Below are 27,000 nucleotides of genomic sequence, written 5' to 3' on the forward strand. Positions count from 1 at the left end.
GGCAGCCCGGCGCCTTGCGGCCAGCCCGCTCCTTGCGGTAACCCGGCGCCTTGCGGCAATCCTGCCGTGCCGGCCTCCGGCACGAAGCCCGGCGTTTGCATCGAGGCTTGCGGCAGGGACGTCGCGGCGGCGGACGAAACATCGGTTGCCGGCAGCATCGTCGCTTCGCTCATGACGGCGTCCGGCGCGGAGGCCGAGGGCGCATGCGGCGCGAATGTGCCTGTCGAGGGCATCGCGGCAGCGGCGCCGCCTTGTGCCGGCGCGGACACGGCCGCCGAATAGTCTCCGCTCATGGCGCCGCTGGCGGATATTCCGGACGCGGCGCTGCCGGAAGGCGAAGCCATGGAGGGAAGATCCGAAGCGCCGGGCAGGCCGCCTTCCACCGTGGATGCGGAGGTCAGCGGGCCGGCATGGCCGGCTGCCGACGCCGTTGTGCCAAGCAGGCTGCCCGCGCCCGCGGCCAATGAGGCGAGCAGGGCCGCATTCGGCAGCGCCGTGGTGCTCGCCGTGTTGTCGCGGTGAGAACCGGATTGCGCGTTGCCGGTCTTGGCGTCGTGGGAAGCGTGCGGGAGCGTGGCTGAGCCGTCCGCTGCCTGTGCGCGCGCGGACGGCGCGGCGGTCGCGTTGGACTGTCCCGAACGGCCTGCGCCAAGCAGGGCCAGCGCGGACAGCGCGGCTGTTTTCGATTCGGAATGCCGATCGTGCGCGGCGGGCGTTGCCTCGCCGTGTGTCGGCGTTCCGTATTGGTCGGGGTTCTCAATGGAGGCAGCGGAGCTGGTCGCGGCGCTGCGCGGTTCATCGGCGGTGTGGGCTTCATCGGCACGACGGCTGACGCCTTCGCTGTCGGCTTGCGACGACGCTTGTGCCGACATCGCGTGGGCCAATGTCGCCAGCATGCCAGCAGACGCGATCGGTGCGCTGGTTTGGCGGGCGCCCGAAGACGCGACGTTGGCAAAGCCCGCGAGCAGGGACGGCTGGGCGTCGAAGCGAGAGACGGCGTCCTCTGGCCGGACGGAGCGCTTGATGTCTGCGGCGTAAGCGGAGTCCGCCGGACTCGCCGAATTCGCTGCGGCCGTGGCGGCAAACGGAGCAGCCGTTTCCGAACCCGGGGCGTCCGTGGCTGCACGCGCGCCACTTGCGCTCGGCTGGGGCTCGCGCGAGGCTTGGACCTTGCCGCCAACCGTGCCGGCGGCAACGCCTGCGGCCATCGTCGCGCCAGCCGCTGCGCCCATTGCATCCAGAATGGGCCTTGCTGTTGCGCTCGCACCCGCGGCGTCGCTCGCGAGACCCGCGCCCGTAAATGCTGCCGACGTTCCCGCTAGCGTAGTCGCTGCAATGCCTGCATCTGTCACGCCGGTCGGGAGGCCTGCGCCGGCGATCGCTGCTGGCGAACGCGCGATGGTTTGCGTCGCGATGCTTGCATCGGTTGCCGGGTTCGCGAGCGCCTTGTCTGCAAATGCTCCGGACGATCCCGCTAGAGATGGTGCGGCACTGCCTGCGTCGGCGGCATGGTTTGCGAGACCCATGTCCGCGAATGCGCCAGACGTTCCCTCGACGGTGCCCGTCGCCAGGTTTGCGCTGGTCATGCTGTGCGCGACGCTTGCGCCAACCGACGGGTCCACCGCTGCGAGCGGCAGCTCTGCCGCCGAGCCCGCGCCTTGGACATCAAGCGCGGGACTCGCGAATTGCGCGCCGGCGTTCATGGCCGCCGCGGACGGATTCACGCCCGCCCCGCCAGCGGTCAGACCTGCGACCGTGCCGGCTCCGGCGGTGCTGGCGGCCAGCCCCCCGCCGGCCCCGGCCGGCAGGGTGTTGGCGGCTACGCCTGCCGCCGCGCCCGTGGCAGAGACGGCGGAAGCGCTCACCGCTGCGGTTGCGCTGCCTGCCGCCGCGCCGGAACTCGAGGCGGTGGCTGGTGTCGTCGCGGATTGCGTCGGCGTTGCGTTGGCGGACGCTGTCGACGCTGCGGAGGGCGCGTCAGCGGCTGCCGACGTGACATTCGGCGCAGATGCTGCCGATTCAGGCGCTGATGGCGAAGTCGCTGACGACGCCGATGCCGTTGTCTGTGCGGATGCGGATGGCGTTGCCGGAGCGGAACCCGATGCCGATGCCGAGGCAGGCGCCGACGCCTCGGCGGAATTCTGTGTGGAGGTCGGCGCCGATGCAGGCGACGCAGCGGCATCCGCCGTCGTGGCCGAGCTGTTGGCGGCGGGCGATGCCGCAGCGGGTTGCGACGCCTGCGCGGTTGTTGCGCCGCCTGCAGCGGCAGGCCCGCCAGACGTGGCGCCAGGGCCACCAGCAGCGCTTGCCGCGGGTGTCGAGCTTGCGCTTGTTTGCGCACTATCGGCAACACCGGCTGGGGCAGCCGCTTCACCCGCCGTGCCAACAGCCGCACCAGCACCAGCACCAGCGCCAGCACCAGCACCAGCACCAGCACCAGCACCCAATCCCCCCGCCACGCCAGCACCCGCTCCGCCAGCGCCGCTCCCGATCCCCGCCAATCCGGCGGCGCTGCTGATCATCTTCGACGCGCCTTCGGGTGCGACGGAGGCCAGCATGTCGGTGGCGGCCGGCAGCGCGGACATGGGGTTCTTGACGAGTTCAGCCGCCTTGGAAACCGCGCCCGCAGCAGAAGCGGCGCCGTCGATCAGGCCGCCCGCGCCGGGCGCCACGCTACCCAGCAATCCCTTGGCTGCCGGCAGCGTCGACATGGGGTTGGCAACCATGGCCTGCGCCTGCGACACCATACCCATGGTGTTCTTCGCCGTAGTCAGCAGGCCGCCGACGGCAGGGCTGGCGTTGCCCAGCAGCCCGGGGGCGGCCGACAGCGCGCTCATCGGATTCTTTGCCATGCCGGCCAGCGCATTGGCCTGGCCGGCCAGTTGCGACAGTTTGCCGGCTGCACCTGCAGCGGTCTTGCCCAGGTCGCTCAAGCCGCTCGGCACCATGTCGCCCAATCCGCCCAGGCCACCGCCCGCGCCCGCAGCACCCGCCGCGCCGCCAAAGCCCGCCATCAGGCTCGTACCGGCATTCTTGGCGGCGGTGGCGAACACGCCGTCCTTGTGCACCAGTTCCGCGCTGACGATGAGCGGATCATCCACCGTCGTGCTGGGCAGGGCCGGCAGGCTGGCGGCATCGCTGCCGGGGCCGACGAAGTTGTGCGTGGCGCCCTTGACCGAGAACAGGCCGGGCCCCTTGAACACGATGTCCGCGCCATCGAGCGTGACGCTGCCGCCGGCGGCCTGCAACGTGACGCGCTGGTTGCCGAGGATCTCGATCCCTTCGGCCGACGAGGTCACGGTGATGTCCTGCCCGGCCAGCGCTTCCAGGATGTCGGTGTGGGCGTGCAGGGAGACGGGCGCCTGCGCCGAGATGGCGCGCAGCGGGCCCTGTTGCGCGAAGACGCTGGCAGACTTGGCCGAGACGGCTGCATACGTCTGCGTGGCCGCGACATGGGCATCGGACTGCGCGGTGGCATGCAGGTGTTCGCCCGCATGCAGCACGGCGCTGGCCGGTGTGGCAAGGTTCAGCGAGTTTGGCGCATCGACCATCAGGTGCGGCCCGTCGATGCGTTCGATGTCGGCCTCGGCCATGCGTTGGCCGTTGATCGCCTTGCCGGCCGCCTGGCCATTGACCTGGCGGGCGTAGCGGCCGTCCTGCTCGGGATCCAGCGCCTTGATGAGGTCGTCATAGCCCTCGGCGGCCGCCAGGGGCCGCGCCTGATGCTGGCCCGCACTGTCGTTGAGCCGGCGCGAGGCGTCCTGCGCGCCGCGCAGCAACAGCAGCGCTTCATTGATATCGGCCTGCGTCGACTTGCCATGCTCGCGTGCCGTGGCCGACACCAGCAGTCCCTGACCCGAGCGCAGCACGGCCCAGGCGTCCGTGCGCAGTTCGAAGCCCGTGCCGCGCCATTGGCCGCGGCTGGCGTCGTCCAGGCCCTGTTCCACCAGATAACCCAGGCCCAGTTGCGTGGCGGCGGTGGAACTTGCCAGGCGCGTGCGCAGCTTGCCCTTGGTGTCGTCGAAGACCCACTGGTTGCGGCCGGCGCCGTCCAGACCCTGGCTATGCCAGCCGCTGAGCACGCCCGCGTGGTTGGCGTCGCCGTTCTCTCCCGCGGACCAGGGCGGCAGATCCGCGTCGTTGTATAGCTGGCCCGCCACGACAGGCTGATCGATATCGCCGTCAATGAACTCGACGATGACTTCGGTGCCGCCACGCGGTAGATGATGAGCGCCCCAGTTCGGCCCGGCCTGCGCGCTGGCCACGCGCAGCCAGGTGCCGGACCGGTCGTCGCCGGGCGCGTTGCCGCTGGCGTCGCCATGGGAGCGATGCGGCAGGCCGCCCGTCAACGGCTTCTCGCCGCGTTGCCACGGAAACTGCACCTTCACGCGCAGGTCGCGGTCGGACGTGATGGGCGCGTCGGCCGCGCTGACGACCACGGCGGCCAGGCTCTCGGGCGCCGTGGGGCGGGGGCGCCAGGCCGGCATGAGCGCTGCCGCCTCAGGCTGCGCGCGGAAGCGGTTGCGATAGGTGCCGCGCTCCATGTCCGGCGTGTTCAGGACCTGCGCGGCTTGCCCGCCCAGGTTGTTGGTCGCTTCGTGCGTGACGTCGAGCAGCACGTACCGGTTGCCGGCAAGCTCATCGATGGCCTCTTTGCCGCCGCCCTGCGCATAACGGTCATGCTGGCTCAGCGCGAACACCCGGCCCGGCGCAAGCGAGCGGGCCGTGCCGGCGCCCTCGAAGCGCACCAGCCGCGACTCGTGCGCGCGCATCGCACGCGCCGCGCTCTGTTCGGCGGCATCGTCGTCGGCGTACTGGCCGTGGCCCGCGTAGTCATAGTCTTCCAGCACGGGCAGCGCTTCGAAGACCACCTGCGACTGCAACTGCGCGGCATGCGCGGTCAACGAGCGCTCGTTCCACGCCGCGCGCGCCACGCTGCCCGGACGCACGGATTGCGCGGCGGAAAAGCGTGTGATGCTGTCGCTGGTTTCCGTGGCGTCGCTGCGGTGAAAGCGCAGGGGTGACGCCGGGTCTTCCGGACGCGCCGCATCCGCATCGAAGATCACCACGCGGTGGCGTGCGCCGCCGCCGGCGCTTTCGCCATCGTCCTGCTGGTGCTCGAACCTGTAGCACAGGCCGGCCTGCGCCAGAATGCGCTCCACGAACGCCAGGTCCGATTCGCGGTATTGGGTGCAGATCGCACGGGGCGGCAGCGCGTCGGTGAGTTCGAAGGCGAACGCGGCCTGGGGATAATCCGAAAACACCTCGCTGACGATGTCCTGCACCGACAGGTCCTGATAGATGAAGCTGTCGCGGCGCAGCGCCAGCGCCGCCATCCACGGAGCCGCATGCAGGCGGTAGCGCGCCAGTCCGCCATCGGCGCCCAGCGCGTCGGCGCCTTCTACCACTGCGTGCCAGTGCCGCATCGAGCCATCGGCCTGCAGCAGGCTGACGGTGATCTCCTTGCCCAGCAAGGCTGCCACGTCCAGTTCCGCGCTGGCCGCCAGGCAATCCAGCGTCATCGAGAACAGCCGCGAGACACCCTCGGACAGGCTCATGTGCTCGATGACCAGTTCCGCATCAAGCGCGGTGGTCAGGCGCAGCAAGCGGGCTTGTTGCGACAGGGTGGCGATGTTCAGCGTGGAATAGGCCGGGGCATTGGAAGGCGAGGCGTTCATAGGGCTGGGCGGTATTCGTTTGGCGGAGCCAGAGGCGCGCGGGTGCGCCGGAAGGAACGGGCCCTCTCATGCGTGGCCCGCCCGGGTCTTGCGTGCCGCCGCTAGGGCAGCGAAATCGTCAGGTGCGCGGCACGCGGACCCAGCTTGACGATGTCGTGATAGGGTGCCATCGCGGTCTGCATTTCGGTGTTCAGGAAGTGGCCCATGCCCAGGAAGGCGAGCAGGCCCAGCAATGCGAACAACGCCATGATCGACCAGAGCGGCACGTCGCGCTTGAGCGTGTGCGCCACCTTGTCGGGCAGCGGCCAGTGCGGCGCGAAGCCGGTGCGCTTGCCGCGCAACAGGGCGATCTCGTCGCCCAGGCGCGCCGTCAGATACCCCAGCTTTTCCTGGCCTTCGATCAGGTACTTGCCCTGGAAGCCCAGCAGCAGGCACATGTAATAGATCTCCAGCGATTGCAGGCGCGGCGCGCCCTGCGCGCGCAGATCCTCCAGCCGGGCGAAGAAGTTCTCGCCCGCCAGTTGCTCGCCAAAGAGCGCAAGCTGCAGCGGCTGAAGCATCCAGGCGTCGCGGATCGCGAAACCGGAATTGAGCACGGTCTCGTCCACGGCGGCACAGAACGCGTACTTGGTCGCGTACACGTCCTCGGCGGGAATATCCATTTTCTTGGCGGCGCGCTCGTAGTCCGCCAGGAACTGCTGCACGTGGGCGGAGAAGGCGGCCGCGTCGGCGGGCTCCTGGCCGCTCTTGAGCAAAAACAGCATCAGGAAGCCGTCGTACATCAGATCCAGCAACGACCTGGCGGGACGGCTAGCGTGAAAGGCCGCCGCGTGCGGCGGCAGCGTTGCGCCAGGCATCAGGGAGGGGGCGTCAGCAGTCATGGCGGTGTCGTTCCTGTCAGCGAGTCACTGCGATCAGATCCAGCTTCAGTTCGGGAATCCCGGCGGGGGCATAGATGGCAATGCTTCGCGCCTGCAGCATGCGGTCATACAACGAACCGCGCGTCTGCAACGCGAAATAGACAGCGCCCGGCTTGACGGGCACGGCGGGCGGCACCTGCGGCGTATAGGACAGCGGCACGCCCGGCATGGCGGACAGCACCAGCTTGTCCACGTCTTCGGGGGCGCCCACCTTGAAGCGCATGGGCACGCTCTCGGCCAGTTCAGCGGCGGGCATCGCGGCCTGCACCGCCAGATACAGCGAGGTGGTCTCGTCCAGCTTTTCGGAATCGAGGCGGCCCATGTGGAACGAGGGACGCAACTCTTCGAGCACGATCGAGAAGTACCGGGTCGAGATCACCGTTTCGAGCAGGTCGCGCAGGATCTCGTCCATGCGGGCGAACGCCGGTCCGGGCGCATCGTGGCGATACACGGGAAGATCCGCCAGTGTGTGCACCTTGGAAAAGGTCATCAACGCGCCCGCCAGCCGCGCCAGTTCCTGAAACAGGCGTTCGGGATGCAGTTGCGGATGATGGAACAGGTGCGACAGCGTGGCGTAGGCCTCATTTGCAGTGTGCAGCAGCCAGAACGAGGCGACGTCGCCGGAGCGGAACTCGATGATGTTCTTGCTGGGTTCGCGATGAAAACCGTAGAGCGCGTTGACCTTGGCCTGCAAGGCGTCGAGCAGCCGCCGGAGCAGCTCGTGCAGGGCGCTGGAGGCGGTCAGCGACAGGCTGGGCGCAATGAAGGTCGTGTCCAGTTCATAGCTGGCGTTGGCCGTGCGCCGCACACGCGCCACGGGAATTGCCAGCAGTTCGTCGCGCGGTTCGAATTCGGAGATCAGGCGCACGTCCTTGCGCAGGAATGCGAGCTCGGCGGAGGCCGCGCCGGTGTAGAGATCGGGGGCGGGGGTATTGCTGTGCGTGTAGCGGGAATCGAAGCTGCCCGACGTCTGGGCGTCGCGGTAGTTGCCGCCGATTGCCTTCAAGGGATGGATCGCCAGATAGAACACGGCTTCGGTCACGCCATCCAGCGCGGTCAACGCGACAGGCGGTGGTAGTTCATCGCCGTGCGGCGCGCTGTAGAGTTCGCCGTCCGGAAACACGGCGCTCATTTCGGTGGCGCGCAGCATGCCGTTGGCGAGCGCCGAGGCATCGAAACGCGCAGAGCGCAGACCCCATGCATAGGGGTGCAACACGCGGGCCATTTCGGCCAGCCGATCTTCGTGATACGCATCCTGCCGCTGGAAATGCTGCGGCCGGAGGAACAGACCTTCGCCCCAAAGGACTTTGGCGGAGTAACTCAAAATACGCGCTCCCTGTTTCGTCTTTCCTGGTTTCTCTATTGCTTTAAGAATTGAAGGATGTGAACGGCGGGCGGCTTTGATGCTTCAGCCTGGACACTGCACGCCGGACAGGCGTGACGGGTCGTAGGCGGGTACGCCCGCAGGCAACGTGGGGCGGCCCTTGGCCACCGTCAGCGCGCAGGCATGCGCGCCCAGTACGATGCCGTCGTCTTCCACATCCTCGACTTTGAATACGTACTTCCAACGCATGGGCGCGGGTGCATAAAACAGCCCGGCGACAGCGATGTAATCGGCTTGCTTGGGGACTTTTTCGACGGTTTCGTAACGCTGTCCCGGCGTGAGCGTGAGCTCGCGCGAACCCAGCATTGATTCCCCCAGCGCTGCCTTTTCCCCGGCAGTGTCTATCAATTGCGTGAGCGGCGCACGCTGGAATGGCTCAGGATTCTTCAGGTAGTATATTTTTGTAACGATCGCCATCGCCTGGCCGGCGCCGGCATTCAAATTTTCTCCGGCGTGAATCGCCAGGTTCACTTCCACAGGCGCGTTTTCGGGCTTTTTCAGGCCCGCCATCTCCATCGCATTGCCCGTCAAACCGGCCACCGCGCCGATGGCCGAAACGGCTGCACATCCAGTAAGGACGGTGCTCGCGAGCGCACACGACAACCCCGTGAACAAACGTGATAAACGGATATGTTTGGACATGGCTCTTTATACCGGAAGTGTGTGAAGCAATACAGATCACGGCACGATACGTGCAAATTCGACGCAAGTAACATGAAGAAACGTGCTGTAGCGCTGCACTAACAAAAGGTTGATGAAATACGGCCCCTAGTTACAACCTTGCTAGGTGCTTAAAAAATGCCCTTCTTCCGCCTCGTTGTCATCGCAGGTGTCGTTGCATTGATGACCGGCTGTGTGTCGGTCAAGCCGCAGTCCGAAGCCGAGTACAAGCAGTCCCTGGCCGATGCCGAAAAGACGTTGGCGCAGAAAGACGCTGACCAGGCTGTCGCGCAATTTGAAGAGATCGCGCAGCGCAATCCGTCCAAGGGCGAACCCTGGTCCTACATTGCAAAGATCCGCTTCGACCAGCAGAAGTACGGGCAGGCGATCGTGGCCGCCGACGAAACGTTGAGCCGCGATCCGGATGACTTCGTGGCCAAGACGGTGCGCGCCGTCGGTGGCCTGCGCGTGGCCATGCAGTCCCTGGCCGATGTGCGCGCCGACGCGCTGCTGGCCGGCAACGCCCGCCCGGACGCCGTCGCGCTGGCCGAGGCGATGCGTGAAACGCTGGGCCAGGACGTCCTGTTCCCCGAGGGACGCCGCCCGCCGCCCCGGCCGCGCCAACCGCGCAAGGTGGATCCGGCACCTGCAGTCAAACCGGCAGCGGCGCTGCCCAATGCGGGGGCGCCTGCCGCAGGATCGCCTGCCGCAGGATCGCCCGCCGCAGGATCGCCCGCCGCAGCGTCGCCTGCCGCATCCCCCGCCGCGTCCCCGTCTTCGCAACAACCCGCCAGCCCGCCTGCCCAGCAGCCCAATCGCGCGCCGAATCCGTTCGGCGACCTGCTGACCAAATGATTCGCCTTGGGGCGCCGCCCTGGCGTCTCCTCGACCGACAGACAAGATCCTTTGCACGGAGCCGTCCATGGCCAAGAAAGAAAGCGTTCAGAAACGATTGCAGAAAGTCCGTCCGCCGCGCGTTCAGCTCACGTATGACGTGGAGAAGGGCGACGCCATCGAACAGAAGGAGCTTCCCTTCGTGGTCGGCGTGGTGGGCGACTTCTCTGCGCAGTCCGAGGCCGAGCTGCCCCGTCTGAAGGACCGCAAGTTCGTCAACATCGACGTCGACAACTTCGACGACGTGATGCGGGGGCTGGAGCCCCGCGCGGCGTACCGCGTGAAGAACCGCCTGACTGATGAAGGCGGCACGTTCGGCGTCGACATGAAATTCCGCTCCATCGAGGACTTCCGTCCGGAAGCCGTCGTGCAGCAGGTGGATCCGCTGCGCGAGCTGCTGGACATCCGCACCAAGCTGGCCGATCTGCGCAACAAGCTTGCCGGCAACGACAAGCTGGAAGACCTGCTGGGCGAAGTGCTGACCAGCACCGAAAAGCTGCAACAGCTCACCAGCGAGACCGATAAGGGAGGCCGCAATGAGTAATTCCGCCGCCGCACAAAACACCGCCGCCACCGCCACCGAAGCGCAAAGCGGGCTGCTGGACCAGATCGTCGAGCAAAGCCGCGTCGCCAAGTCCACCGCCGAGCACGACCGCGCCAAGGACATCATCGGCGAGCTGGTGCGTGAGGTGATGAAGGGCACCGTCGTCGTGTCCGACAACCTGTCGGCCATGCTGGACGCGCGCGTCGCCGAGCTCGACCGCCTGATCTCGGCCCAGCTCAGCGAAGTGATGCACGCGCCCGAGTTCCAGAAGCTGGAGAGCACCTGGCGCGGCCTGCACTACCTGTGCCAGGAGACCGACACCAGCCCGATGCTGAAGATCAAGGTGCTGAACACGACCAAGCGCGACCTGGTGCGTGATTTCCAGACCGCGATCGACTTCGATCAGAGCCTGATGTTCAAGAAGGTGTACGAAGAGGAATTCGGCACGTTCGGCGGTGCGCCGTTCGGGGCGCTGCTGGGCAATTTCGAGATCACGCGCCAGCCCGAGGACATGTATTTCATCGAGCAGATGTCGCACGTGGCAGCCGCGTCGCACGCGCCGTTCATCGCGTCGGCGTCGCCGGAGCTGCTGGGGTTGGACAGCTTTGCCGATCTGGGTCGCCCGCGCGATCTGGCCAAGGTGTTCGATACCGTTGAATACACCAAATGGCGCAGCTTCCGCGATTCGGAAGATTCGCGCTACGTCGGCCTGACCATGCCGCGCTTTCTGGGCCGCCTGCCGTACGACCCGGTGGAAGGCACCACGGTCGAAGGCTTCAATTTCGTCGAGGACGTGGACGGCACCGACCATTCCAAGTACCTCTGGTGCAACGCCGCGTGGGCCTTCGGCGCTCGCTTGACGGCGGCATTTGCGGACTTCGGCTGGTGCGCGGCGATCCGCGGCGTCGAAGGCGGCGGCCTGGTCGAGAACCTGCCCACGCATACGTTCAAGACGGACGACGGCGAAATCGCGCTCAAGTGCCCGACCGAGATCGCCATCACCGACCGGCGCGAAAAGGAACTGAGCGATCAGGGCCTGATCCCGCTGGTGCATTGCAAGAATTCGGATTACGCCGCCTTCTTTGGCGCCCAATCGGTGCAGAAGGCCAAGAAGTACAACACGGACAGCGCCAACGCCAACGCGGTGTTGTCGGCGCAGCTGCAATACATCTTCTCGGTATCGCGCGTGGCGCACTACCTGAAGGCGATGATGCGCGACAAGATCGGCAGCTTCGCATCGGCGCAGTCCGTAGAGAGTTTCCTGAATCGCTGGGTATCGCAGTACGTGCTGCTGGACGACAACGCGACGCAGGAACAAAAGGCGCAGTTCCCGCTGCGCGAAGCATCGGTGCAAGTGGCCGAGGTGCCAGGCCGCCCTGGCGTCTTCCGTGCCGTGGCGTTCCTGCGGCCGCATTTCCAGCTTGACGAACTCTCGATCTCATTGCGCCTGGTCGCCGAATTGCCGGCGCAGGCCCAGAAATCCTGAGCGTCATTGCACTGACAACTCATCCATCATCTGAAGAGGCTATCAACAATGAAGGACATCTACGTCAAGTTCGGCAATCCGGCGCTCAAGGGCGAGTCGCAGGACAAGGACCATCCGGACTGGATCGAAGTCAGTTCGTGGCGCCACGAGATCATCCAGCCGCGTTCGGCCACCGCATCGACCTCGGGCGGCCATACCGCCGAGCGCACCGAACACGGCGAAATGGTCTTCACCAAGGATCTGGACGTTGTCAGCCCGCTGCTGTATCAGCACGCGTCGGGCGGCACCACCTTTGACGAAGTGACCATCGACTTCCTGCGCGCCGACGGCGAGGGCAACCGCGTCAAGTACCTGGAGATCAAGCTCAAGTACGTGATCATTGCCCGCGTGGCGCCGGAAGTCGTGGCCGAAGGCCTGCCGCACGAAACGTTCTCGCTGAAGTACGCCGCCGTGCAGTGGAAGTACACGCAGCAGAAGGTGGGCGGCAATCAGGGCGGCAACGCCCAGGGCGCCTGGAGCCTGACCAAGAACGACAAGACCTACTCGGTCTGATCTCCGCCGGGCAGGCACGAAGACCGCGGCCCGAGAGGGTCGCCGTCCTTCTTTTGAGGCCCCGATGAAAGGATTCGAACCGAGTCTCTTCGACAAGCTGTTCGAAGCAGAGGGCCAGTCGCCCTATGCCTTGCGGCGCTTGTCGATCGAGGAGATGAAAGAGACGGTGGCGCGCGACATCGAGGCGCTGCTGAACACCCGCATGGTGTTCACCGAGGAGGACCTGCGGCGCTACCCGAACTGCCGGCGTTCCGTGCTGACGTACGGGCTGTCGGACTTTTCGGGACTCAGCCTGGCCAGCCACTACGACCGCGAGTTCATCTGCCGTTCGCTCGAACAGGCGATTGCGCGCCACGAGCCCCGGCTGACGCACGTGCGGGTCATGCTGCAGGTCGACAGCCGGGCGACGTCGGTGCTGTATTTCGCGATCACGGCCATGCTGGATGTGGGGCCCGCCCACGAGCCCGTGACCTTCGACGCCACGCTGCAGCCCTCGACCTTGCAGTACTCCGTGACCAAGGGTTGGGCCAAAAGCCCGGCCACGGTCTAGCGCATCAACCCGCGGTGCAGGTGCCCTGGCGCGCCGGACAGGAAGACATCAATGGAAGAATTGCTGCCCTATTACGAGCGCGAACTTGGCTTCTTGCGCACCTCGTCGCGCGACTTTGCCGAGCGTTATCCGAAGATCGCCGCGCGGCTGGGGCTGTCGGGCGAGACCTGCGAGGATCCGCACGTCGAACGCATGATCGAGTCGTTCGCATTGCTGAGCGCGCGCATCAACAAGAAGCTGGACGACGATTACCCCGAATTCACCGAAGCGCTGTTCGAGGTGATGTATCCGCATTACCTGCGGCCGTTTCCTTCGTGCAGCGTGGCGCAGTTCGACTTGGGCGGCGCGGGCGCGCAATTGACCGCACCCGTGCGCATCGGGCGAGGCACCGAACTGAAATCCCATCCGGTACGCGGGGTGGCGTGCCGCTTTCGCACCGCCTATGACGTCACGCTGGCCCCCATCGAGGTCCGGCGCGCGGCGTTCGAGTCCAGCGCCAATGCGCCGGCCACGGCCAAGCTGCCGGCCGGCGTCACGGGCCGCTTCTCCATTACGCTGGGCTGCCTGGGCGAGAACCAGCACTTCGGCATGCCGGGCGTCGACCGGCTGCGTGTCTATCTGCACGGCGAACCGTCGTTCGTGGCGGCGCTGCGCGACGCCCTGTTCCTGCGCGCGGCTGCGGCCTATGTCGAGCTGCAGCCGGGACGGTGGGACCGCCTGGCCACGATTCCGCTGGCGCAGGTCGGGCTGGCCGAGGAAGATGCGCTGATCGACTTTCCCGCCAGCTCGCACCCGGCGTACCGCCTGCTGGCCGAATACTTCGTGTTCGCCGAAAAATTCAATTTCGTCGATATCGACCTGAGCGCGCTGCGTCCCCATCTGGGCGCCGTGCGGGAATTTACGCTGCATGTGCCGGTCAGCGGGGTGCGCGCCGATTCCAACACGGCGCGTCTGCTCGAATCGACATCGGCGGACAACCTGCGGCTGGGCTGCACGCCGGTGGTGAACCTGTTTGCGCAGCGCGCCGATCCGATCCGCGTGACGCACGCCGCGGCGTCGTATCCGGTGGTGGCCGATGCGCGTCGCGCGTACGGATACGAGGTCTATTCCATCGATCGCGTGCGTCAGGTGCGGCAGAACGCCCAGAACGATACGGTGGTGGACTTCCGGCCGTTCTACTCGCTGCATCACGGCGAATCGCCGGAGTCTGCCGGCCACTACTGGACCATGCGGCGCGATGCGTCGATGGCGCAACGCAGCCCGGGGTACGAGACCGAGATTTCCATCGTCGACATCGATTTCGATCCCTCGGTGCCGCAGACCGAAACCCTGAGCCTGGACCTGACGTGCACCAATCGCGACCTGCCGGCGAGCATCGCGGTGGGCCAGTCGGGCGGCGACCTGTTCCTGGAAGGCGGCACGGTGGCGCGCAGCATCCGGATGCTGCGCCGGCCGACGCATTCGCACCGTTTCCAGCAGGGGCGCGCCGCCCACTGGCGGTTGATTTCGCATCTGGCGCTGAACCATCTGTCCCTCGTGCAGAGCGGCCTGCCCGCCTTGAAGGAAACGCTGCGCCTTTACGACCTGTCCGGGTCGGCGGTCGCCGCGCGTCAGATCGAAGGACTGATCGGCCTGGACTACAAACCGGCCACGCACTGGATGCCGGGCGAGCCTTTCGCCACGTTCGTGCGCGGGATCGAGATCCGCCTGACCGTCAATGAAGATCACTTCGTGGGCACGAGCCTGCATACATTCGTTGCCGTCATCAACCGCTTCTTTGGCCTGTACGTGCACGCCAACAGCTTTGTGCAATTGGTCGTGTTGTCGCGCCGCGGCGCAGAGGAATTACTACGATGCCCCCCATGCAACGGCGACGCCATCCTAGCGTGATGGACGCGCTGCTGGCAGAGCCGCAGCGCTTCAAGTTTTTCCAGGCCGTACGTCTGCTCGAGCAGTGCTTCGCGCGGCAGGAACGCGGCGCGACGCGCCATACGGTTCCCGTGCACCTGCGCTTTCCCAATGCCCCCGGGCTGGCGTTCCCGCCCAGCGAAGTCGTCGATGCGGTGGCGTATGACAAGGATGGCGAGGCGTTGGCCGACGAGGCGGCGCGCCAGGCTGCCATTGCCGAGGGACGGTTGGGCCGTGTGGAAGTGACACCGGCATTCTTTGGTCTGCTTGGCGGGCAGGGGGCGCTGCCGCTGCATTATTCCGAGATGCTGGCAAACCGGGAGAGCCTGCGGCGCGACCGCGGCGCGCGCGCCTTTTTCGATATTTTCTCGAACCGGGCGGCGGCGCTGTTCTACGCCGCGTGGAAGAAGTACCGCATGCCGCTGCGGCACGAAACCGAACAGGACCATCACTTTCTGCCGCTGTTGCTGGCGCTGGGTGGGATCGGTCACCCGGCGCTACGCGACCGGTTGCACAGCGGCGCGGGCAAAGTGTTCGACGAGTCCGTGGCGCATTACGCGGCGGCCGCGCGCCAGCGGCCTGTTTCGGCGCCGATGCTGCAGCGCGTGTTGCAGGACTACTTCGGCGTGCCTCTGCGCGTGGAGCAGTTCGTGGGGCGCTGGTATGACGTGCCGCCGCAGAATCGTACCCGATTGGGACAGCCGGGCGCGGTACTCGGCGTGTCCGCCCTGGCGGGCGATCGCATCTGGCAGCGCGACCTGCGCATCCGGTTGTGGATCGGACCGCTGCCGCGCCAGGCCTTCGCCGATTTCCTGCCGGGTGGCGAGCGCGCGCAGGCGCTGGAAAAGCTGTTGACGATGTTCGGCGGCATGACTTTCGAATACGAAGTGAGGCTGGTGCTGGCGCGCGAGAGCGTCATGCCTTGCCAGCTCGGCGAGGGCGGCGACGTGCGCCTGGGCTGGAATTCGTTCCTGTGCACCGGCCCGGCCACTGAGGACCGCGACGACGCCAGTTATGAACTGCACACCATCCATTGAACCGAAGACAAGCTAAAGACTCATGGCCACTCCGCTGAAGACGTTGATCGGGAAGTTGAATCAGACCTGCCGCCAGGCCGCCGAGCGGGCGGCCAGCCTGTGCATGGCACAGGGCCACTATGAGGTGGATCTCGAGCATCTGTTCCTGGCGCTGCTGGAAAAGCCGGCCAGCGACGTGAGCATCATTGCTCGGCGTTGCCACATCCAGGCTGATGCGCTGGAAGCCGATCTGAAGGCGGAGATCGACCGGTTCAAGAATGGGAATACGCGTACGCCCGTGTTTTCGGCGCATCTGCCCAAGCTGTTCGAACACGCGTGGCTGATCGCGTCGCTGGATACGCAGACCACGCGGATCCGTTCCGGGCATCTGCTGCTGGCGTTGCTGACGGAGCCGGACCTGGCGCAACTGGCGCGCCGGGGCTCGCCGCTGTTCGAATCGTTCCGGCTGGACGAACTGAAACACGATTTCGCCGCCCTGACGCAAGGGTCGGAGGAGACGGGGCAGGCGGTGGGCTTGGCCGATGACGCGGGTGGGCAAGAAGCGCCCGGGCAGCCCGCGCCGGGCTTGTCGCAGACGCCCGCGCTGGACCAGTACACGACCAATCTCACCGAGCGTGCGCGGGAAGGCAAGATCGATCCGGTCATCGGGCGGGATGCCGAGATCCGCCAGATGATCGACATCCTGACGCGCCGGCGGCAGAACAATCCCATCCTGACCGGCGAGGCGGGCGTGGGCAAGACTGCAGTGGTCGAGGGGCTGGCGCTGCGCATTGTCGCGGACGACGTGCCGCCCGCCTTGGCCGGCGTCACGTTACGCGTGCTGGACATGGGCCTGCTGCAAGCCGGCGCCAGCGTGAAAGGCGAATTTGAGAACCGGCTGAAGAACGTGATCGACGAGGTCAAGAAGAGCCCGTCGCCCATCATTCTTTTCATCGACGAGGCGCACACGATGATCGGCGCGGGCGGGCAGGCGGGGCAGAACGATGCCGCCAATCTGCTCAAGCCCGCCCTGGCGCGCGGCGAGCTGCGCACCATCGCCGCCACGACCTGGAGCGAATACAAGAAGTACTTCGAGAAGGACGCCGCGCTGGCGCGGCGCTTCCAGGTCGTCAAGGTCGAGGAGCCGGACGAAGCGCTGGCGGCGTCGATGCTGCGTGGCATGGCGCCGCTGATGGAACGCCACTTCGGTGTGCGCGTCCTGGACGAGGCCATTGTTGCGGCCGCGCGGCTGTCGCATCGCTACATCACGGGCCGTCAGTTGCCGGACAAGGCCGTCAGCGTGCTCGACACCGCCTGCGCGCGCGTGGCGCTGGGCCGCAGCGCCACGCCGGCGCTGATCGACGACGCGCGCCATCGTCTGACGCGGCTGCGCACCGAACGGGAGGCCCTGCGGCGCGAGGCCGCCACGGGGGCGCCGCAGGCGCGGCTGGCGGAACTGGACGCGGAAATCACCAGCGTGGAAGCGGCGCTGGCCGACGCGGAAGGGCGGCACGCGGCCGAGATGGCGCTGGTCGACAGGATCCAGGCCTTGCGCGCCGAACTGGAAGCCCAGGGCCAGGATGCGCCGAACGCGGACGCTTCCGCGGCGCCACCCGCCGCGCCGGCTTCCGGCCGCCGCAAGCCGGCGCCCGCGCCGCTTACGCCCGAGCAGCAGCGCCTGGCCGGCCTGATGGACGAGCTGCGCGCCTTGCAGGGCGAGCAGCCGCTGGTGCCCGCCTGCGTGGACGCCCAGATCGTGGCCGAGATCATTTCGGCCTGGACCGGCATTCCGCTGGGCCGCATGGTGAACGACGAGATCCGCACCGTGCTGCAATTGCAGCCCATGCTGGCCGAGCGCGTCATCGGCCAGGACCACGCGCTGCATGCCATCGCGCAGCGTGTGCGCACGGCCCGCGCCGGGCTGGAAGATCCGGACAAGCCCAAGGGCGTGTTCCTGTTCGTGGGCCCGTCGGGCGTGGGCAAGACCGAGACGGCGCTGGCGCTGGCCGACATTCTTTATGGCGGCGAGCGCAAGCTGGTCACGATCAACATGAGCGAGTACCAGGAGGCCCACAGCATTTCCGGACTGAAGGGCTCGCCGCCCGGATATGTCGGCTACGGCGAGGGCGGCGTGCTGACCGAGGCGGTGCGGCGCCAGCCCTACAGCGTGGTGCTGCTGGACGAGATAGAAAAGGCCCATCCCGATGTGCTGGAACTGTTCTTCCAGGTGTTCGACAAGGGGGTGATGGACGATGCGGAAGGGCGGGAGATCGACTTTCGCAACACGCTCATCATCCTGACGTCCAACGTGGGGTCCAGCACCATCATGCAGGCCTGCCTGAACAAGCCGGCCAGTGAGCGCCCGTCGCCGGAGCAGTTGGCGGAACTGCTGGCGCCGCAGTTGTACAAGGCGTTCAAGCCGGCGTTCCTGGGCCGCATGAAGACGATTCCGTACTACCCGGTGGACGACGACGCGCTGGCGCACATCATTGGCCTGAAGCTCGGCCGCATCGCGCGCCGCGTCCAGGCCACGCACCGCGCGGCGTTCGACTGGGACGACGGATTGGTGGAAGCCGTGCTGGCCCGCTGCACCGAGGTCGACACCGGCGCGCGCAATGTGGACCACATTTTGAACGGCGCGCTGCTGCCGGAGATCGCGGAGCAGGTGCTTGGCCGCATGTCGCAGGGTGAGGCCATCGCCAAGATCCGTGTGACCGCGGGCAAGAACGGCGAGTTCCGGTTCCGGATGAGCTGACGAGGGAGACGCAGACATGGCCCTTGAATCCGCTGCTGCCGGCCCGCTGGGCGCAGGCTTTACGCAGGCCGATCGCCTATTGGACCTGGCCACGCCGCTGGGGCCGGATACCTTGCTGGCCGAGCGGCTGCAGGGCCGGGAGCAGTTGAGCGGCGGCGGCTTCGTGCTGGACGTGGACGCGCTGTCCGGTGATGCCCACATCCCGCTGAAGTCGCTGATCGGCCAATCCGCGCAGGTCAAGCTGCAGACCGCCTTGGGCCGGGACGAACACCGCGTGTGGTGCGGCGTGGTGACCGAGGCGCGCTTCGAGGGCGCCAATGGCGGCTTTGCGCGCTACCGCCTGCGCATCGAGCCATGGCTCGCGCTGCTGCGCCAGCGGCGCGACAGTTTTGCGTTTCAGGATCTGTCGGTGATCGACATCGTCGACAGCGTGTTTGGCGATTACAAGGGCCAGGGTGCGCTTGCGCCCCAATGGCGCTGGGAAGTGAAGGATCGCGATGCTTACGCCAAGCGCAGCCTGACGATTCAGTATCGCGAAACCGACTTCGCGTTCGTGGAGCGTCTGCTGGCGGAAGAGGGGCTGTTCTATTGGGTCGAACATGAAGGCGGCGACGGGGAACCCGGTACGCATACGATCGTGATCGCCGATCACAACGGCGCATTCGAGACCGGCCCGCAGGACAGCGTTCCCTTCCAGCGCGCCGATGCGACCGAGGAACAGGACTCCATCCAGGCCTGGCGCCAGCACCGCGCATGGCGCACGAATGCCGTGCGGCTGGCCACCTGGGACTATCGCGCCATGCAGGCGCGCAAGGTCAGCGCCCAGATCGAAGACAAGTTCGCCAATGCGCTGGAACTGGCCGACTCGGATTACCCCGGGCAGTATCTGTACGAAGACAGCGCGCAGGGCGAGCGGCTGGCGCACAATGCGCTGGCCGCGCAGCGCGTTCGCCAGTCGTTGTTCGAGGGCGAAGGCACCGTGCGCACCCTGGCGCCGGGGCAGCGCTTCACGTTGACCGGCCATTGGGGGCCCTCGCAAGGCGCAGGGGCGGACTTCGTGGTCATCGGCATCCGTCACGAAGCGCGCAACAACTTCGACGAAAGCCTCGGGCAGGCCGTGGCGCAGGCGCTGGGCGCGGCGGGCGGCGGGGCTGTGGAAAAGGCGGAGGGCGAGGCGGCGGACTTCTATCGCAATCGCTTCGAGGCCATTGCCGCCACGCTGGAGTACCGGCCCAGCACACGCGACGGCCACGGCGCGCGCCTGCATCCGCGCCCCACCGTGCACGGCGCGCAGACTGCGCTGGTGGTGGGCGCCGGCGACTCGGTGCACACCGACCGCGATCATCGCATCAAGATCCAGTTCCACTGGCAGCGCGGCAGCGCGTCGAGCAGCCGGCAGGACCATCCGGCCGGCGAGGACAATGCGCCCGCCAGCGAGGCGCTGGGCACCTGGGTGCGTGTGGCCGAGCCCGTCGCCGGATCGGATTGGGGCGGGCATTTCGTTCCCCGGCTGGGACAGGAGGTGCTGGTGCAGTTCCTGCATGGCGATATCGATCGGCCTGTCGTCGTGGGCGCGCTGTACAACGGCGCGGGCACGGAAAACGCCGCGAACAACCAGGTGCAGGGCGGCGCGGCCAAGGCGACCGGCAATGCGCCCGCCTGGTTCGCGGGCAGCGAGGCGGGGCACGCGCACAACGTGGTGATGTCGGGCTTCAAGACCCAGGCGCTGGCGTCCAGCGGACAGGGCATGGGCGGCTACAACCAGCTCGTGCAGGACGACACGCCGGGCCAGTCGCGGTTGACGGCCTCGACCACGCAGGCCGAATCGCGATTGAACCTGGGGCACCTGAAGCAGCAGCGCGACAACGAGCGGCTGTCGGACCTGGGCCATGGCGCCGAGTTGGCGACGGCCGAGGCGCTGGCGCTGCGGGCGGGGGAAGGCCTGCTCATCAGCGCCCACAAGCGCGAAGACGCAACGGGCGGGCTGCTGGACAGCGAAGAGGCCATCCAGCAGATGGAAAAGTCCATCGAGCAAGCCGCCGAGCTGTCCGCAACGGCCGGCCGCCAGGAGGCCCTGTTGCCCGGCGACAACGACAAGCCGCGGGCGCTGAACGAGCTGAATGCAGTGCGCGAGATCATCGAAGGCACCAAGTCCGACGCAGAACACCGCGTGCCGGCCTACACCCAGCCGCACGTCCAGGTCAGCGCGCCCAGCGGAATCGGGCAATACACGCCGCATAACGCGTACACGGTGGCCGGCGCCACGCTGTGCCAGATTGCCCCGGACGTGAACTGGGCGGCGGGCGCGAATCTGGCGATGTGCGTGGCGCAGGGCGTCGCGCTCTTCACCAAGGGACTGGGCGGCAGCGGACGGGCGGTGCAGGAGCAAGGCATCCGCCTGCACGCCGCCGGTGGAAAGCTGCGGCTCCAGAGCCAGAAGGCGCGCATGCGGCTGGCGGCGGAAAAGGCGGTGACGCTGGCGTCGGCGCAGGGCGCGGTGGACGTCAATGCGTCCAAGAAGGTGCTGGCGACGGCCGCGGGCGCGTACATGCGGATCGAGGGTGGCGGCATCCAGCTGCATGCGCCCGGCAAGGTGGAACTGAGGGCCGGTGTGCACAACTGGGTGGGCCCGCAAAACGGCGCCGGACCCGCGCAGCCGCCGCAGGGCGACATGGAAGGCTGCGCCGCGGCGCTCGAAGACGCGGCCGGCAGCGGCGCGCTGGCGGCATGACGATGGATGTGACGTTGGACATGACGTTGGACATGACGACCCGCCAGCCCGAGTATTGGACGCCTGCCGCCGAGGCCCGCGTCGAGCGCGCCATTGCGGGCCTGCGCGCGGTGCTGGACGCGCGCGCCGACCGCCGCGTGCTGCTGTTGTGCGATTCGACGCTGGCCGATCCGCTGGGCGAGGACATCGCATCGGCCGGTCTGCGGCGCTGCGAGGTCGACCTGATTTCACAAGGGGCAAGCGCGCCGCCCTTGTATCTGGCCGAGGTGCCGGATGAAGTGCGGCACGAACGTCTGATCAACCGCAGCCTGCGGCTGGCGGTGGACGAGGCCGTGCGTCCGGCGCCGGCGGCCAAACGGCCGCGCTCGATGTCGGCATGGCTGGCCACCGATCTGCCGCTGGCCGAGGTCGCGCAGCGCTTGGTGCTGCGCGCGCGCCTGCGCGATGCGCAGGGGCGCGTGCGCATCCTGCGGTTCTGGGACCCGCGCACCACGCAGTTCCAGAGCGAGCTGTACGCGGGCACGGCGCCGGCCTCCTGGATCGAGGGCGTCACGTGGATGAGCGTGGACGGGTTCGGCCAATGGCAGACGCTGCCGGACGCGCGCGGCCCGATGCAGACCGTCACGCCCGATTGGCCGCGTCTGGCGCGGCTGGGCCGCGTCAACGCCGTCCTGCAACGGCTGAACGCGCAAGGGCTGCGTTATGAGACGCCGGCGCTGGAGGCGGTACGGCGCGCGCTGGATGCCGCCGCGGCGTGCGGCATCGCCGATGACGAGGACGCGGCGCTGTTCGCGGCCTGGCGCGTGCGACTGGACGCGCCGCTGGAATGCGCGCCATCGTTCCTGGCGTTGCTGCGCGAAGTGCGCGAGGAAGGCGGCCGCCTGTATCGCGCCGCCGAGGGCATGGACGACGAGGATTGGCAGGCGTTTGCGCACGAGGCGCAGGCGCGGGAGGATCTGCAAGCATGACGACTGACTACGACGCGCTGCCCTGCAAGGGCAAGTTCTGCGGCCGGCCGGGCCTGCCCATCCTGCCCATGCGGATCGCCTATGTGCCGGGCGGCAAGAACGACCTGCCCGACGGCGTGTACATGGATCCGGAGCTGTACTACGAGACCATGCGCCAGGGCGCCTACATGCTGCGCGCCATCACCGCCGGCTACGTCTACATCTGGGATCCGCGCCGCAGCTACGGTTGGCGCGCGTTCGCGGCGACGGCGACGGGCCAGATGAAGGAAGTGCCGGTCGACGACGACAACCGTCCGTCCGAACAGCCCACGTTCACGTGCACGCGCGAGGGTCACGGCCTGGAATCCACGCTGATCAATGTGGAGGCGCCGGCCAACGCGTCGCGCACGGTGTGGGTGGGGTATTCGCGCGTATGGTGGACGCGCGACATCCGCCGCGATCTGACCCGCGACGAACGCTGGCGCAAGAAGATCATGGTGGAGCTGGACGCCAAGGCGGTGTGGGGCGGCGGGTATCCCAAGCCCGAGACCGGCTACCGCGTGGCCGAGGACGGCGCCAATCTGGCCAAGCACTCGATCGAGTTCCGCGACGCGGCCGGCGCCGCCACGCTGTTCAGCAATACGCTGTCCCCGGCCGTCAACGTGTTCGGCGGGCAGGGCGCGGCCGTTGCGGCCAAGATGCGGCAGATGACGCCCAAGGGCGGCATCGTGCTCGCGCTGCGCGACCCCGTCGGCATCCTGGCCGACGTGGCGACGTGGCGCAACAAATGCATGGGCGAGCTGGCCGAACACCATCTGGACCCCACGCGCATGCGCGAGGTGGGCGTCGCGCAGATCATCGACGGCCTGCAGAAGCAGATGGGCAACACGGGCGACGAGATCCGGCGCCTGCGCGAACGTGTCGATACCGGCAAGGTCGCCAAGACGCTCAGCGACAACAAGGTCGCCATCGACCGCATGCGCGAGAAGATCGAAGGGGCGGGCAAGGATTGGGCGTGGTGGTATGGCCGCGAAGCGTTCTGGCTGGCGCTCAAGGCCTATTCGCCCAAGGACGCCGCGGCCGGCGAGCGGCTGGAAGAGGACATGGCGCTGTGCGTGGATGGCGCGGGCGCGATCGAAAGCGAACACAAGGTCATCGACGATTCGCTCAAGGACGAGGACAGCGACAGCACCTATGCGGCGATCTGGCGCGCGCTGGCGGCGAACGACGGCGAGCTGCTGGGTTTCCTGGACCGCGAGGCCAAGGGCAAGGTGATCTCCAAGCAGGTCTCCAATGTCCGCAGGATGATCAAGAGCTACAACGACTGGATCAAGGCGCGGGCGGCCAAAGGCCAGTTGCCGCCGATGCGGGTGGCTGGCGCGGCGATCGGCCGGTTCATGGCGACGCAGCTGCTGCGGCTGACCCTGGCGGGCGACCCCATCGCCGAACGCGTTGCGGCGCGCGTCACGCTGACGATGTCGGCGCGGATGAACGTCGTGATGGCCGTGCGCACGCATACGACCACCTTGCCGCGGATGATCGCGGACATGCACCAGATTGTCTGGGAACCGAACCCGGCGACGGTGACGGTGGGCGCGGGCAGCAGCGAGGGCCTCGGTGCGAGCAAGCAGATGCAGTCCGGCTGGATGGGCACGCAGGCCGAACGCTCCACGCCGGTCACGCTCAACTACATCATTCCCGAGGAAGTGGATGCGCAGTTGAACGCCGCGGCGGCGGCGCCGCCCCGTCCCGGCGGCGGCCCATCGCCGGCGCTTGCGCTACCGGCGCCCGCGCCCGTGCTGGCGCTGCCCGCACCGACCATGTCGCCGCTGGCGGGCCTGGTCAAGTGGGCAAAGTCCAAGGACGGCGCGAATGCGGGGGCGACTGGCGTGCTGACGCTGGTGGCGCTGTATGCGTCGGTCTCGGACTTGCGCAACGCGCAGGTCGTGCAGGACGCCAAGGCCGCGCGCAAGGCATGGTTCGGCATCACGTCGGGGGTGTTGGGCGTGGGCAGCGTCGCGATCGAAGTGACCGCGGGCGCGATCGGTGCACGCGTGGGCGCCAACACCGCCTTCACGATGAACCTGAAATTGAACATGCGCCTGACTGCGGTGCGGACGGCCGGCGCCGTGTTTGCGGCAGCGGCCACGTTCGTCGACGGCGCCAACAACGCGCTGAATGCGATCGACCAGTACGATGTGAAGAACTACGAGGCGGGCAACGCCTATGCCACCTCATCCGTGTTCCTGCTGTTGTCCGGGTTGACCGGCGTGGCCACCGCCCTGGTTTCGTTGGGCGGCGCATTCAGCACGGCCGGGGTGGTGGCGGGCGCGGGGGGCTTTGGCAGCGCGATGGTCGGCCTTACCAGCGGCGGCACGGTGCTGCTGGGCATTCCCGTGTGGGGATGGATTGCGCTGGGCCTGTGCCTTCTGGCTGCCGGGTTGTACTTCAAATTCTGGGGCGACAGCGCCAAGGAAAGCGAACTGGAAGTCTGGTTCACGCGTTGCTGCATGCGCTCCGCGCAGTTCTCGGACGTGAAGGATCGCGAACTCTATTCGACCCGGGAAGAGGAACTTGAGGATTTCAACTGGGCGGTGTTCGGCGTGCGCGTGATGCTGGAGTGGAAGGGCTTTAAGCAGGGGGAAATCTTTGGCCGCGATCGTCTGGTGCTGGACGTGGTGATGCCGGGCTATACCGAACACAGCGATTACGCATACATCCTGAAGCTCGTCGGACCGGGCATCAGCGTCATCGTGGCAAGCAAGGGATCCCCGCGCGCGACGGACCCGGATCTGCTGCCGCGTGGACCATCCGATATGCAATGGGTGCAGGGGCGCCCGCGCGAGGAGACCTGGGCCGACCGTGTGGACAACTACGTCGACAATATGACCTCCCGCCCCGGGTGGGCGGATGCCTGGCGCTGGATACGCAAGGATCGCAGCCAATCCATCGAGTTCACCGCCAAGCCTTGGGACGAGTCGGTTCAGTTCAATGTGAGCAGCGGCCGCGGGGTGCTGCGCACGGAGGTGCTGGTCGATGACGATATTTTCAATGAAGCGATCCTGAAGGTCGAATACTGGCCCGACCCGGATCGCATGCCCGACATCCGCTCGGTGCCCATGGGCCCCGGCGGTTCAAATCTTGTAAGAGCGACTAACTGACAAGGCGCACGCATGAACAGCAACGAACGGATCCCGGTGTCGGTCTATACGCGATGGCACCAGTTGTCGGTGCCCCTGGCGTTCGCGCTGGCGGCAGGCAACTTTATGCTCGTGGTCTTCAACCGCGGGCCGATCGGGCTGGCTGCCGTGCTTGCCGTGTTGGGCCTGTTCGTGCCGCCGCTGGTGGCGTTCAGGGGATTTCCCACGCGCAATGACGTGAAGGTGACCGCCGAAGGGCTGGAGTTTTCACGCCGCAAACCCGTTGCCTTCAAAGATCTGGTTAGTTGGGGCACGGACGATTATCTGAAACTGGTCCGCCCCGGTCTGCCGACCCTGCTGGTCAGCGCGGCGGACTTGCCCAGGCGCGAGCGCCTGCTGCGCGAATTCGAACAGGCATTGACGGCGTGGCAGAAGCGCCAGCCTGCAGGCACGCAGGCGGCGCGCCGCACGCATTTCTATGGGTCCACGGCGGGGCGTCTGGTCGGCTTGGCAATCACCGCCCTGGGCGCGGGATCGGCCATCATGGCGCTGAACTTGCGCGAGCCATCGGTGTCGCTGGCCATCGTGGGCGGGCTGGGGGCGTTGTTCGGGCTGGCGATGGTATTTGGCCGGCGCGGGTGATCGCACCGCTGATGGCCCGCGACGGCGTGGCCTACCGGAGCGTCGGCACACGGGCCGAATCCGAGAACACGACGCTGATCGACGTGTTCGACGTCAGGCGCAAGCTCACGTCGGCTTGAGGATGAACCGCGGAGCCCACCGTCTTGGCGGAGGTCCAGATCAGCCCAAGCAATGGCACGGCTGCCGATACCAGATCGCCGATTCCGGGCGCGGGATTGAGCGGGGCACGCACCACCGCGCTGCTCATGCCTGCGTCGCGGCACAAGGCCTGGAGACGGGTGACGGCGAGTTCCAGGTCGTCGACGTTTTCAAGGAAGAAATCCGCTTTTGCGTCGCACAAGCGGGCGAGTTCGTCGCCGGCCATCCTGTTGAAAAAGTAGGTGCGCGCCACGGACATGGGTTTCTCCATCGGAAGCGCCATCTTAGCGTTGGCCGCGTACAAAATGTTGCCCGGCGCCCCATTTCCCCTTGCTAGCATGATCCACGCCGGAATGATCCGGCATCTGGATGGATGGACAGTGGAGGTTGCCATGAATTCAAGAAGAACATTCAACCGTATCGCCGTGATTGTGGCGGCGGGTGCCTTGATGGCCGGTTGCGCGACGCAACAGCAAACGAATACCGCTGTCGGTACGGGCGCGGGCGCGGCGTTGGGCGCGGGCATCGGCGCGCTGATCGGGCACGGCAAGGGCGCTGCGATCGGGGCCGGCATCGGCGCGGTGGCGGGCGGCCTGGTGGGCTACAACTGGAAGGTCGTGAAGGATGACGTGCAGAAGTCCGGCGCGTCATCGCTCGGCATCGACGTCGTCGAAATGCCCGACGGCAGCCTGAAGGTCAACATCCCGAGCGGCGTGTCGTTCGATACGGACAAGACGCAGCTCAAGCCGGCGTTGCTGCCGGTGCTGGACAGCGTGGCGCGTTCGCTGAATCAGCATCCTGAACTGCGGGCCAAGGTGGTCGGCCATACCGACAGCACCGGTGCGCTGGCGCATAACCAGACGCTGTCGGTGAACCGCGCCAAGAGCGTGACGGATTATCTGGCCAAACAGGGCGTGGCCGGCACGCGTCTGACGGTGGAAGGCCGCGGTCCGAACGACCCGATCGGCGACAATGCGACCGCCGAAGGGCGCGCGCTGAACCGGCGCGTAGAGATCTACCTGTACGCGGTCCAGCAATAAACGCGGGCGCGTCAT

At 67.2% G+C, this 27,000-nt stretch carries 18 protein-coding genes; 13 read left to right on the plus strand and 5 right to left on the minus strand.

The features are described from left to right. The 4 genes from B2W22_RS28220 to tssJ form a co-directional block, all read right to left on the minus strand. A partial coding sequence (locus B2W22_RS28220; RefSeq protein WP_286940472.1) for a type VI secretion system Vgr family protein occupies positions 1–5,678 on the minus strand: 5,678 nt, incomplete at its 3' end. Between the two features lie 101 nt (positions 5,679–5,779). Further along, positions 5,780–6,559, minus strand: coding sequence for a DotU family type IV/VI secretion system protein (locus tag B2W22_RS28225; RefSeq protein WP_175123334.1), 780 nt, complete (start codon positions 6,557–6,559; stop codon positions 5,780–5,782). A 16-nt stretch (positions 6,560–6,575) separates the two neighbouring features. After that, on the minus strand, positions 6,576–7,922 hold the full coding sequence (gene tssK / locus B2W22_RS28230; RefSeq protein ID WP_175185953.1) for a type VI secretion system baseplate subunit TssK: 1,347 nt from the start codon (positions 7,920–7,922) through the stop codon (positions 6,576–6,578). An 84-nt stretch (positions 7,923–8,006) separates the two neighbouring features. Continuing rightward, positions 8,007–8,624, minus strand: a complete 618-nt coding sequence (tssJ, locus tag B2W22_RS28235; protein ID WP_286940473.1) for a type VI secretion system lipoprotein TssJ — start codon at positions 8,622–8,624, stop codon at positions 8,007–8,009. Between the two features lie 156 nt (positions 8,625–8,780). On the opposite strand from tssJ, the gene B2W22_RS28240 reads away from it, so the two are divergent. From B2W22_RS28240 to B2W22_RS28295, 12 genes are all read left to right on the plus strand, one after another. Then, positions 8,781–9,497, plus strand: coding sequence for a tetratricopeptide repeat protein (locus B2W22_RS28240; RefSeq protein ID WP_286940474.1), 717 nt, complete (start codon positions 8,781–8,783; stop codon positions 9,495–9,497). Between the two features lie 67 nt (positions 9,498–9,564). Then, a complete protein-coding gene (gene tssB, locus B2W22_RS28245; protein ID WP_008168611.1) occupies positions 9,565–10,080 on the plus strand; it encodes a type VI secretion system contractile sheath small subunit in 516 nt (171 codons plus the stop codon). Then, complete coding sequence (gene tssC, locus B2W22_RS28250; protein ID WP_175123331.1) at positions 10,073–11,566, plus strand: type VI secretion system contractile sheath large subunit; 1,494 nt, start codon at positions 10,073–10,075, stop codon at positions 11,564–11,566. Before tssB ends, tssC begins: the two co-directional genes overlap by 8 nt. Positions 11,567–11,614: 48 nt before the next feature. Further along, complete coding sequence (locus B2W22_RS28255; RefSeq protein WP_105237422.1) at positions 11,615–12,118, plus strand: Hcp family type VI secretion system effector; 504 nt, start codon at positions 11,615–11,617, stop codon at positions 12,116–12,118. 64 nt (positions 12,119–12,182) lie between these two features. After that, positions 12,183–12,668 carry a type VI secretion system baseplate subunit TssE gene (gene tssE, locus B2W22_RS28260; RefSeq protein WP_105237423.1) on the plus strand — a complete coding sequence of 162 codons (486 nt, stop codon included), beginning with the start codon at positions 12,183–12,185 and terminating at the stop codon, positions 12,666–12,668. A 51-nt stretch (positions 12,669–12,719) separates the two neighbouring features. Then, on the plus strand, positions 12,720–14,558 hold the full coding sequence (tssF, locus tag B2W22_RS28265; RefSeq protein ID WP_286940475.1) for a type VI secretion system baseplate subunit TssF: 1,839 nt from the start codon (positions 12,720–12,722) through the stop codon (positions 14,556–14,558). Beyond that, positions 14,522–15,613, plus strand: a complete 1,092-nt coding sequence (tssG, locus tag B2W22_RS28270) for a type VI secretion system baseplate subunit TssG (protein WP_175138886.1) — start codon at positions 14,522–14,524, stop codon at positions 15,611–15,613. The genes tssF and tssG overlap by 37 nt, the downstream gene beginning before the upstream one ends. Before the next feature lie 22 nt (positions 15,614–15,635). Further along, on the plus strand, positions 15,636–18,347 hold the full coding sequence (tssH, locus tag B2W22_RS28275) for a type VI secretion system ATPase TssH (protein ID WP_286940477.1): 2,712 nt from the start codon (positions 15,636–15,638) through the stop codon (positions 18,345–18,347). 16 nt (positions 18,348–18,363) lie between these two features. Beyond that, positions 18,364–21,078: a type VI secretion system Vgr family protein gene (locus B2W22_RS28280; RefSeq protein ID WP_286940480.1), complete on the plus strand. Its 2,715-nt coding sequence runs from the start codon at positions 18,364–18,366 to the stop codon at positions 21,076–21,078. Continuing rightward, positions 21,075–22,046 carry a DUF4123 domain-containing protein gene (locus B2W22_RS28285; RefSeq protein WP_286940481.1) on the plus strand — a complete coding sequence of 324 codons (972 nt, stop codon included), beginning with the start codon at positions 21,075–21,077 and terminating at the stop codon, positions 22,044–22,046. The genes B2W22_RS28280 and B2W22_RS28285 overlap by 4 nt, the downstream gene beginning before the upstream one ends. After that, on the plus strand, positions 22,043–25,186 hold the full coding sequence (locus B2W22_RS28290; protein WP_175123326.1) for a T6SS effector BTH_I2691 family protein: 3,144 nt from the start codon (positions 22,043–22,045) through the stop codon (positions 25,184–25,186). The genes B2W22_RS28285 and B2W22_RS28290 overlap by 4 nt, the downstream gene beginning before the upstream one ends. A 12-nt stretch (positions 25,187–25,198) precedes the next feature. After that, positions 25,199–25,807: a hypothetical protein gene (locus B2W22_RS28295; RefSeq protein WP_175123325.1), complete on the plus strand. Its 609-nt coding sequence runs from the start codon at positions 25,199–25,201 to the stop codon at positions 25,805–25,807. A gap of 31 nt (positions 25,808–25,838) precedes the next feature. Here B2W22_RS28295 and B2W22_RS28300 read toward each other — a convergent pair whose 3' ends face one another. Continuing rightward, complete coding sequence (locus B2W22_RS28300; RefSeq protein ID WP_175185948.1) at positions 25,839–26,204, minus strand: hypothetical protein; 366 nt, start codon at positions 26,202–26,204, stop codon at positions 25,839–25,841. Positions 26,205–26,337: 133 nt separating this feature from the next. Between B2W22_RS28300 and B2W22_RS28305 the strand changes: the two genes are divergently transcribed. Continuing rightward, positions 26,338–26,985, plus strand: a complete 648-nt coding sequence (locus B2W22_RS28305; RefSeq protein ID WP_286940483.1) for an OmpA family protein — start codon at positions 26,338–26,340, stop codon at positions 26,983–26,985. The last annotated feature ends 15 nt before the right edge of the window (positions 26,986–27,000 follow it).

This window comes from Achromobacter sp. UBA4530 (genome assembly GCF_002388205.1).
GTDB lineage: Bacteria > Pseudomonadota > Gammaproteobacteria > Burkholderiales > Burkholderiaceae_B > Achromobacter > Achromobacter animicus.

Coding starts and splice junctions, on each gene's coding strand:
- B2W22_RS28225 (WP_175123334.1), bottom strand. CDS start 6,559: ATGACTGCTGACGCCCCCTCCCTGATGCCTGGCGCAACGCTGCCGCCG.
- tssJ (WP_286940473.1), bottom strand. CDS start 8,624: ATGTCCAAACATATCCGTTTATCACGTTTGTTCACGGGGTTGTCGTGT.
- B2W22_RS28240 (WP_286940474.1), top strand. CDS start 8,781: ATGCCCTTCTTCCGCCTCGTTGTCATCGCAGGTGTCGTTGCATTGATG.
- tssB (WP_008168611.1), top strand. CDS start 9,565: ATGGCCAAGAAAGAAAGCGTTCAGAAACGATTGCAGAAAGTCCGTCCG.
- tssC (WP_175123331.1), top strand. CDS start 10,073: ATGAGTAATTCCGCCGCCGCACAAAACACCGCCGCCACCGCCACCGAA.
- B2W22_RS28255 (WP_105237422.1), top strand. CDS start 11,615: ATGAAGGACATCTACGTCAAGTTCGGCAATCCGGCGCTCAAGGGCGAG.
- tssE (WP_105237423.1), top strand. CDS start 12,183: ATGAAAGGATTCGAACCGAGTCTCTTCGACAAGCTGTTCGAAGCAGAG.
- tssF (WP_286940475.1), top strand. CDS start 12,720: ATGGAAGAATTGCTGCCCTATTACGAGCGCGAACTTGGCTTCTTGCGC.
- tssG (WP_175138886.1), top strand. CDS start 14,522: ATGCCCCCCATGCAACGGCGACGCCATCCTAGCGTGATGGACGCGCTG.
- tssH (WP_286940477.1), top strand. CDS start 15,636: ATGGCCACTCCGCTGAAGACGTTGATCGGGAAGTTGAATCAGACCTGC.
- B2W22_RS28280 (WP_286940480.1), top strand. CDS start 18,364: ATGGCCCTTGAATCCGCTGCTGCCGGCCCGCTGGGCGCAGGCTTTACG.
- B2W22_RS28285 (WP_286940481.1), top strand. CDS start 21,075: ATGACGATGGATGTGACGTTGGACATGACGTTGGACATGACGACCCGC.
- B2W22_RS28290 (WP_175123326.1), top strand. CDS start 22,043: ATGACGACTGACTACGACGCGCTGCCCTGCAAGGGCAAGTTCTGCGGC.
- B2W22_RS28295 (WP_175123325.1), top strand. CDS start 25,199: ATGAACAGCAACGAACGGATCCCGGTGTCGGTCTATACGCGATGGCAC.
- B2W22_RS28300 (WP_175185948.1), bottom strand. CDS start 26,204: ATGTCCGTGGCGCGCACCTACTTTTTCAACAGGATGGCCGGCGACGAA.
- B2W22_RS28305 (WP_286940483.1), top strand. CDS start 26,338: ATGAATTCAAGAAGAACATTCAACCGTATCGCCGTGATTGTGGCGGCG.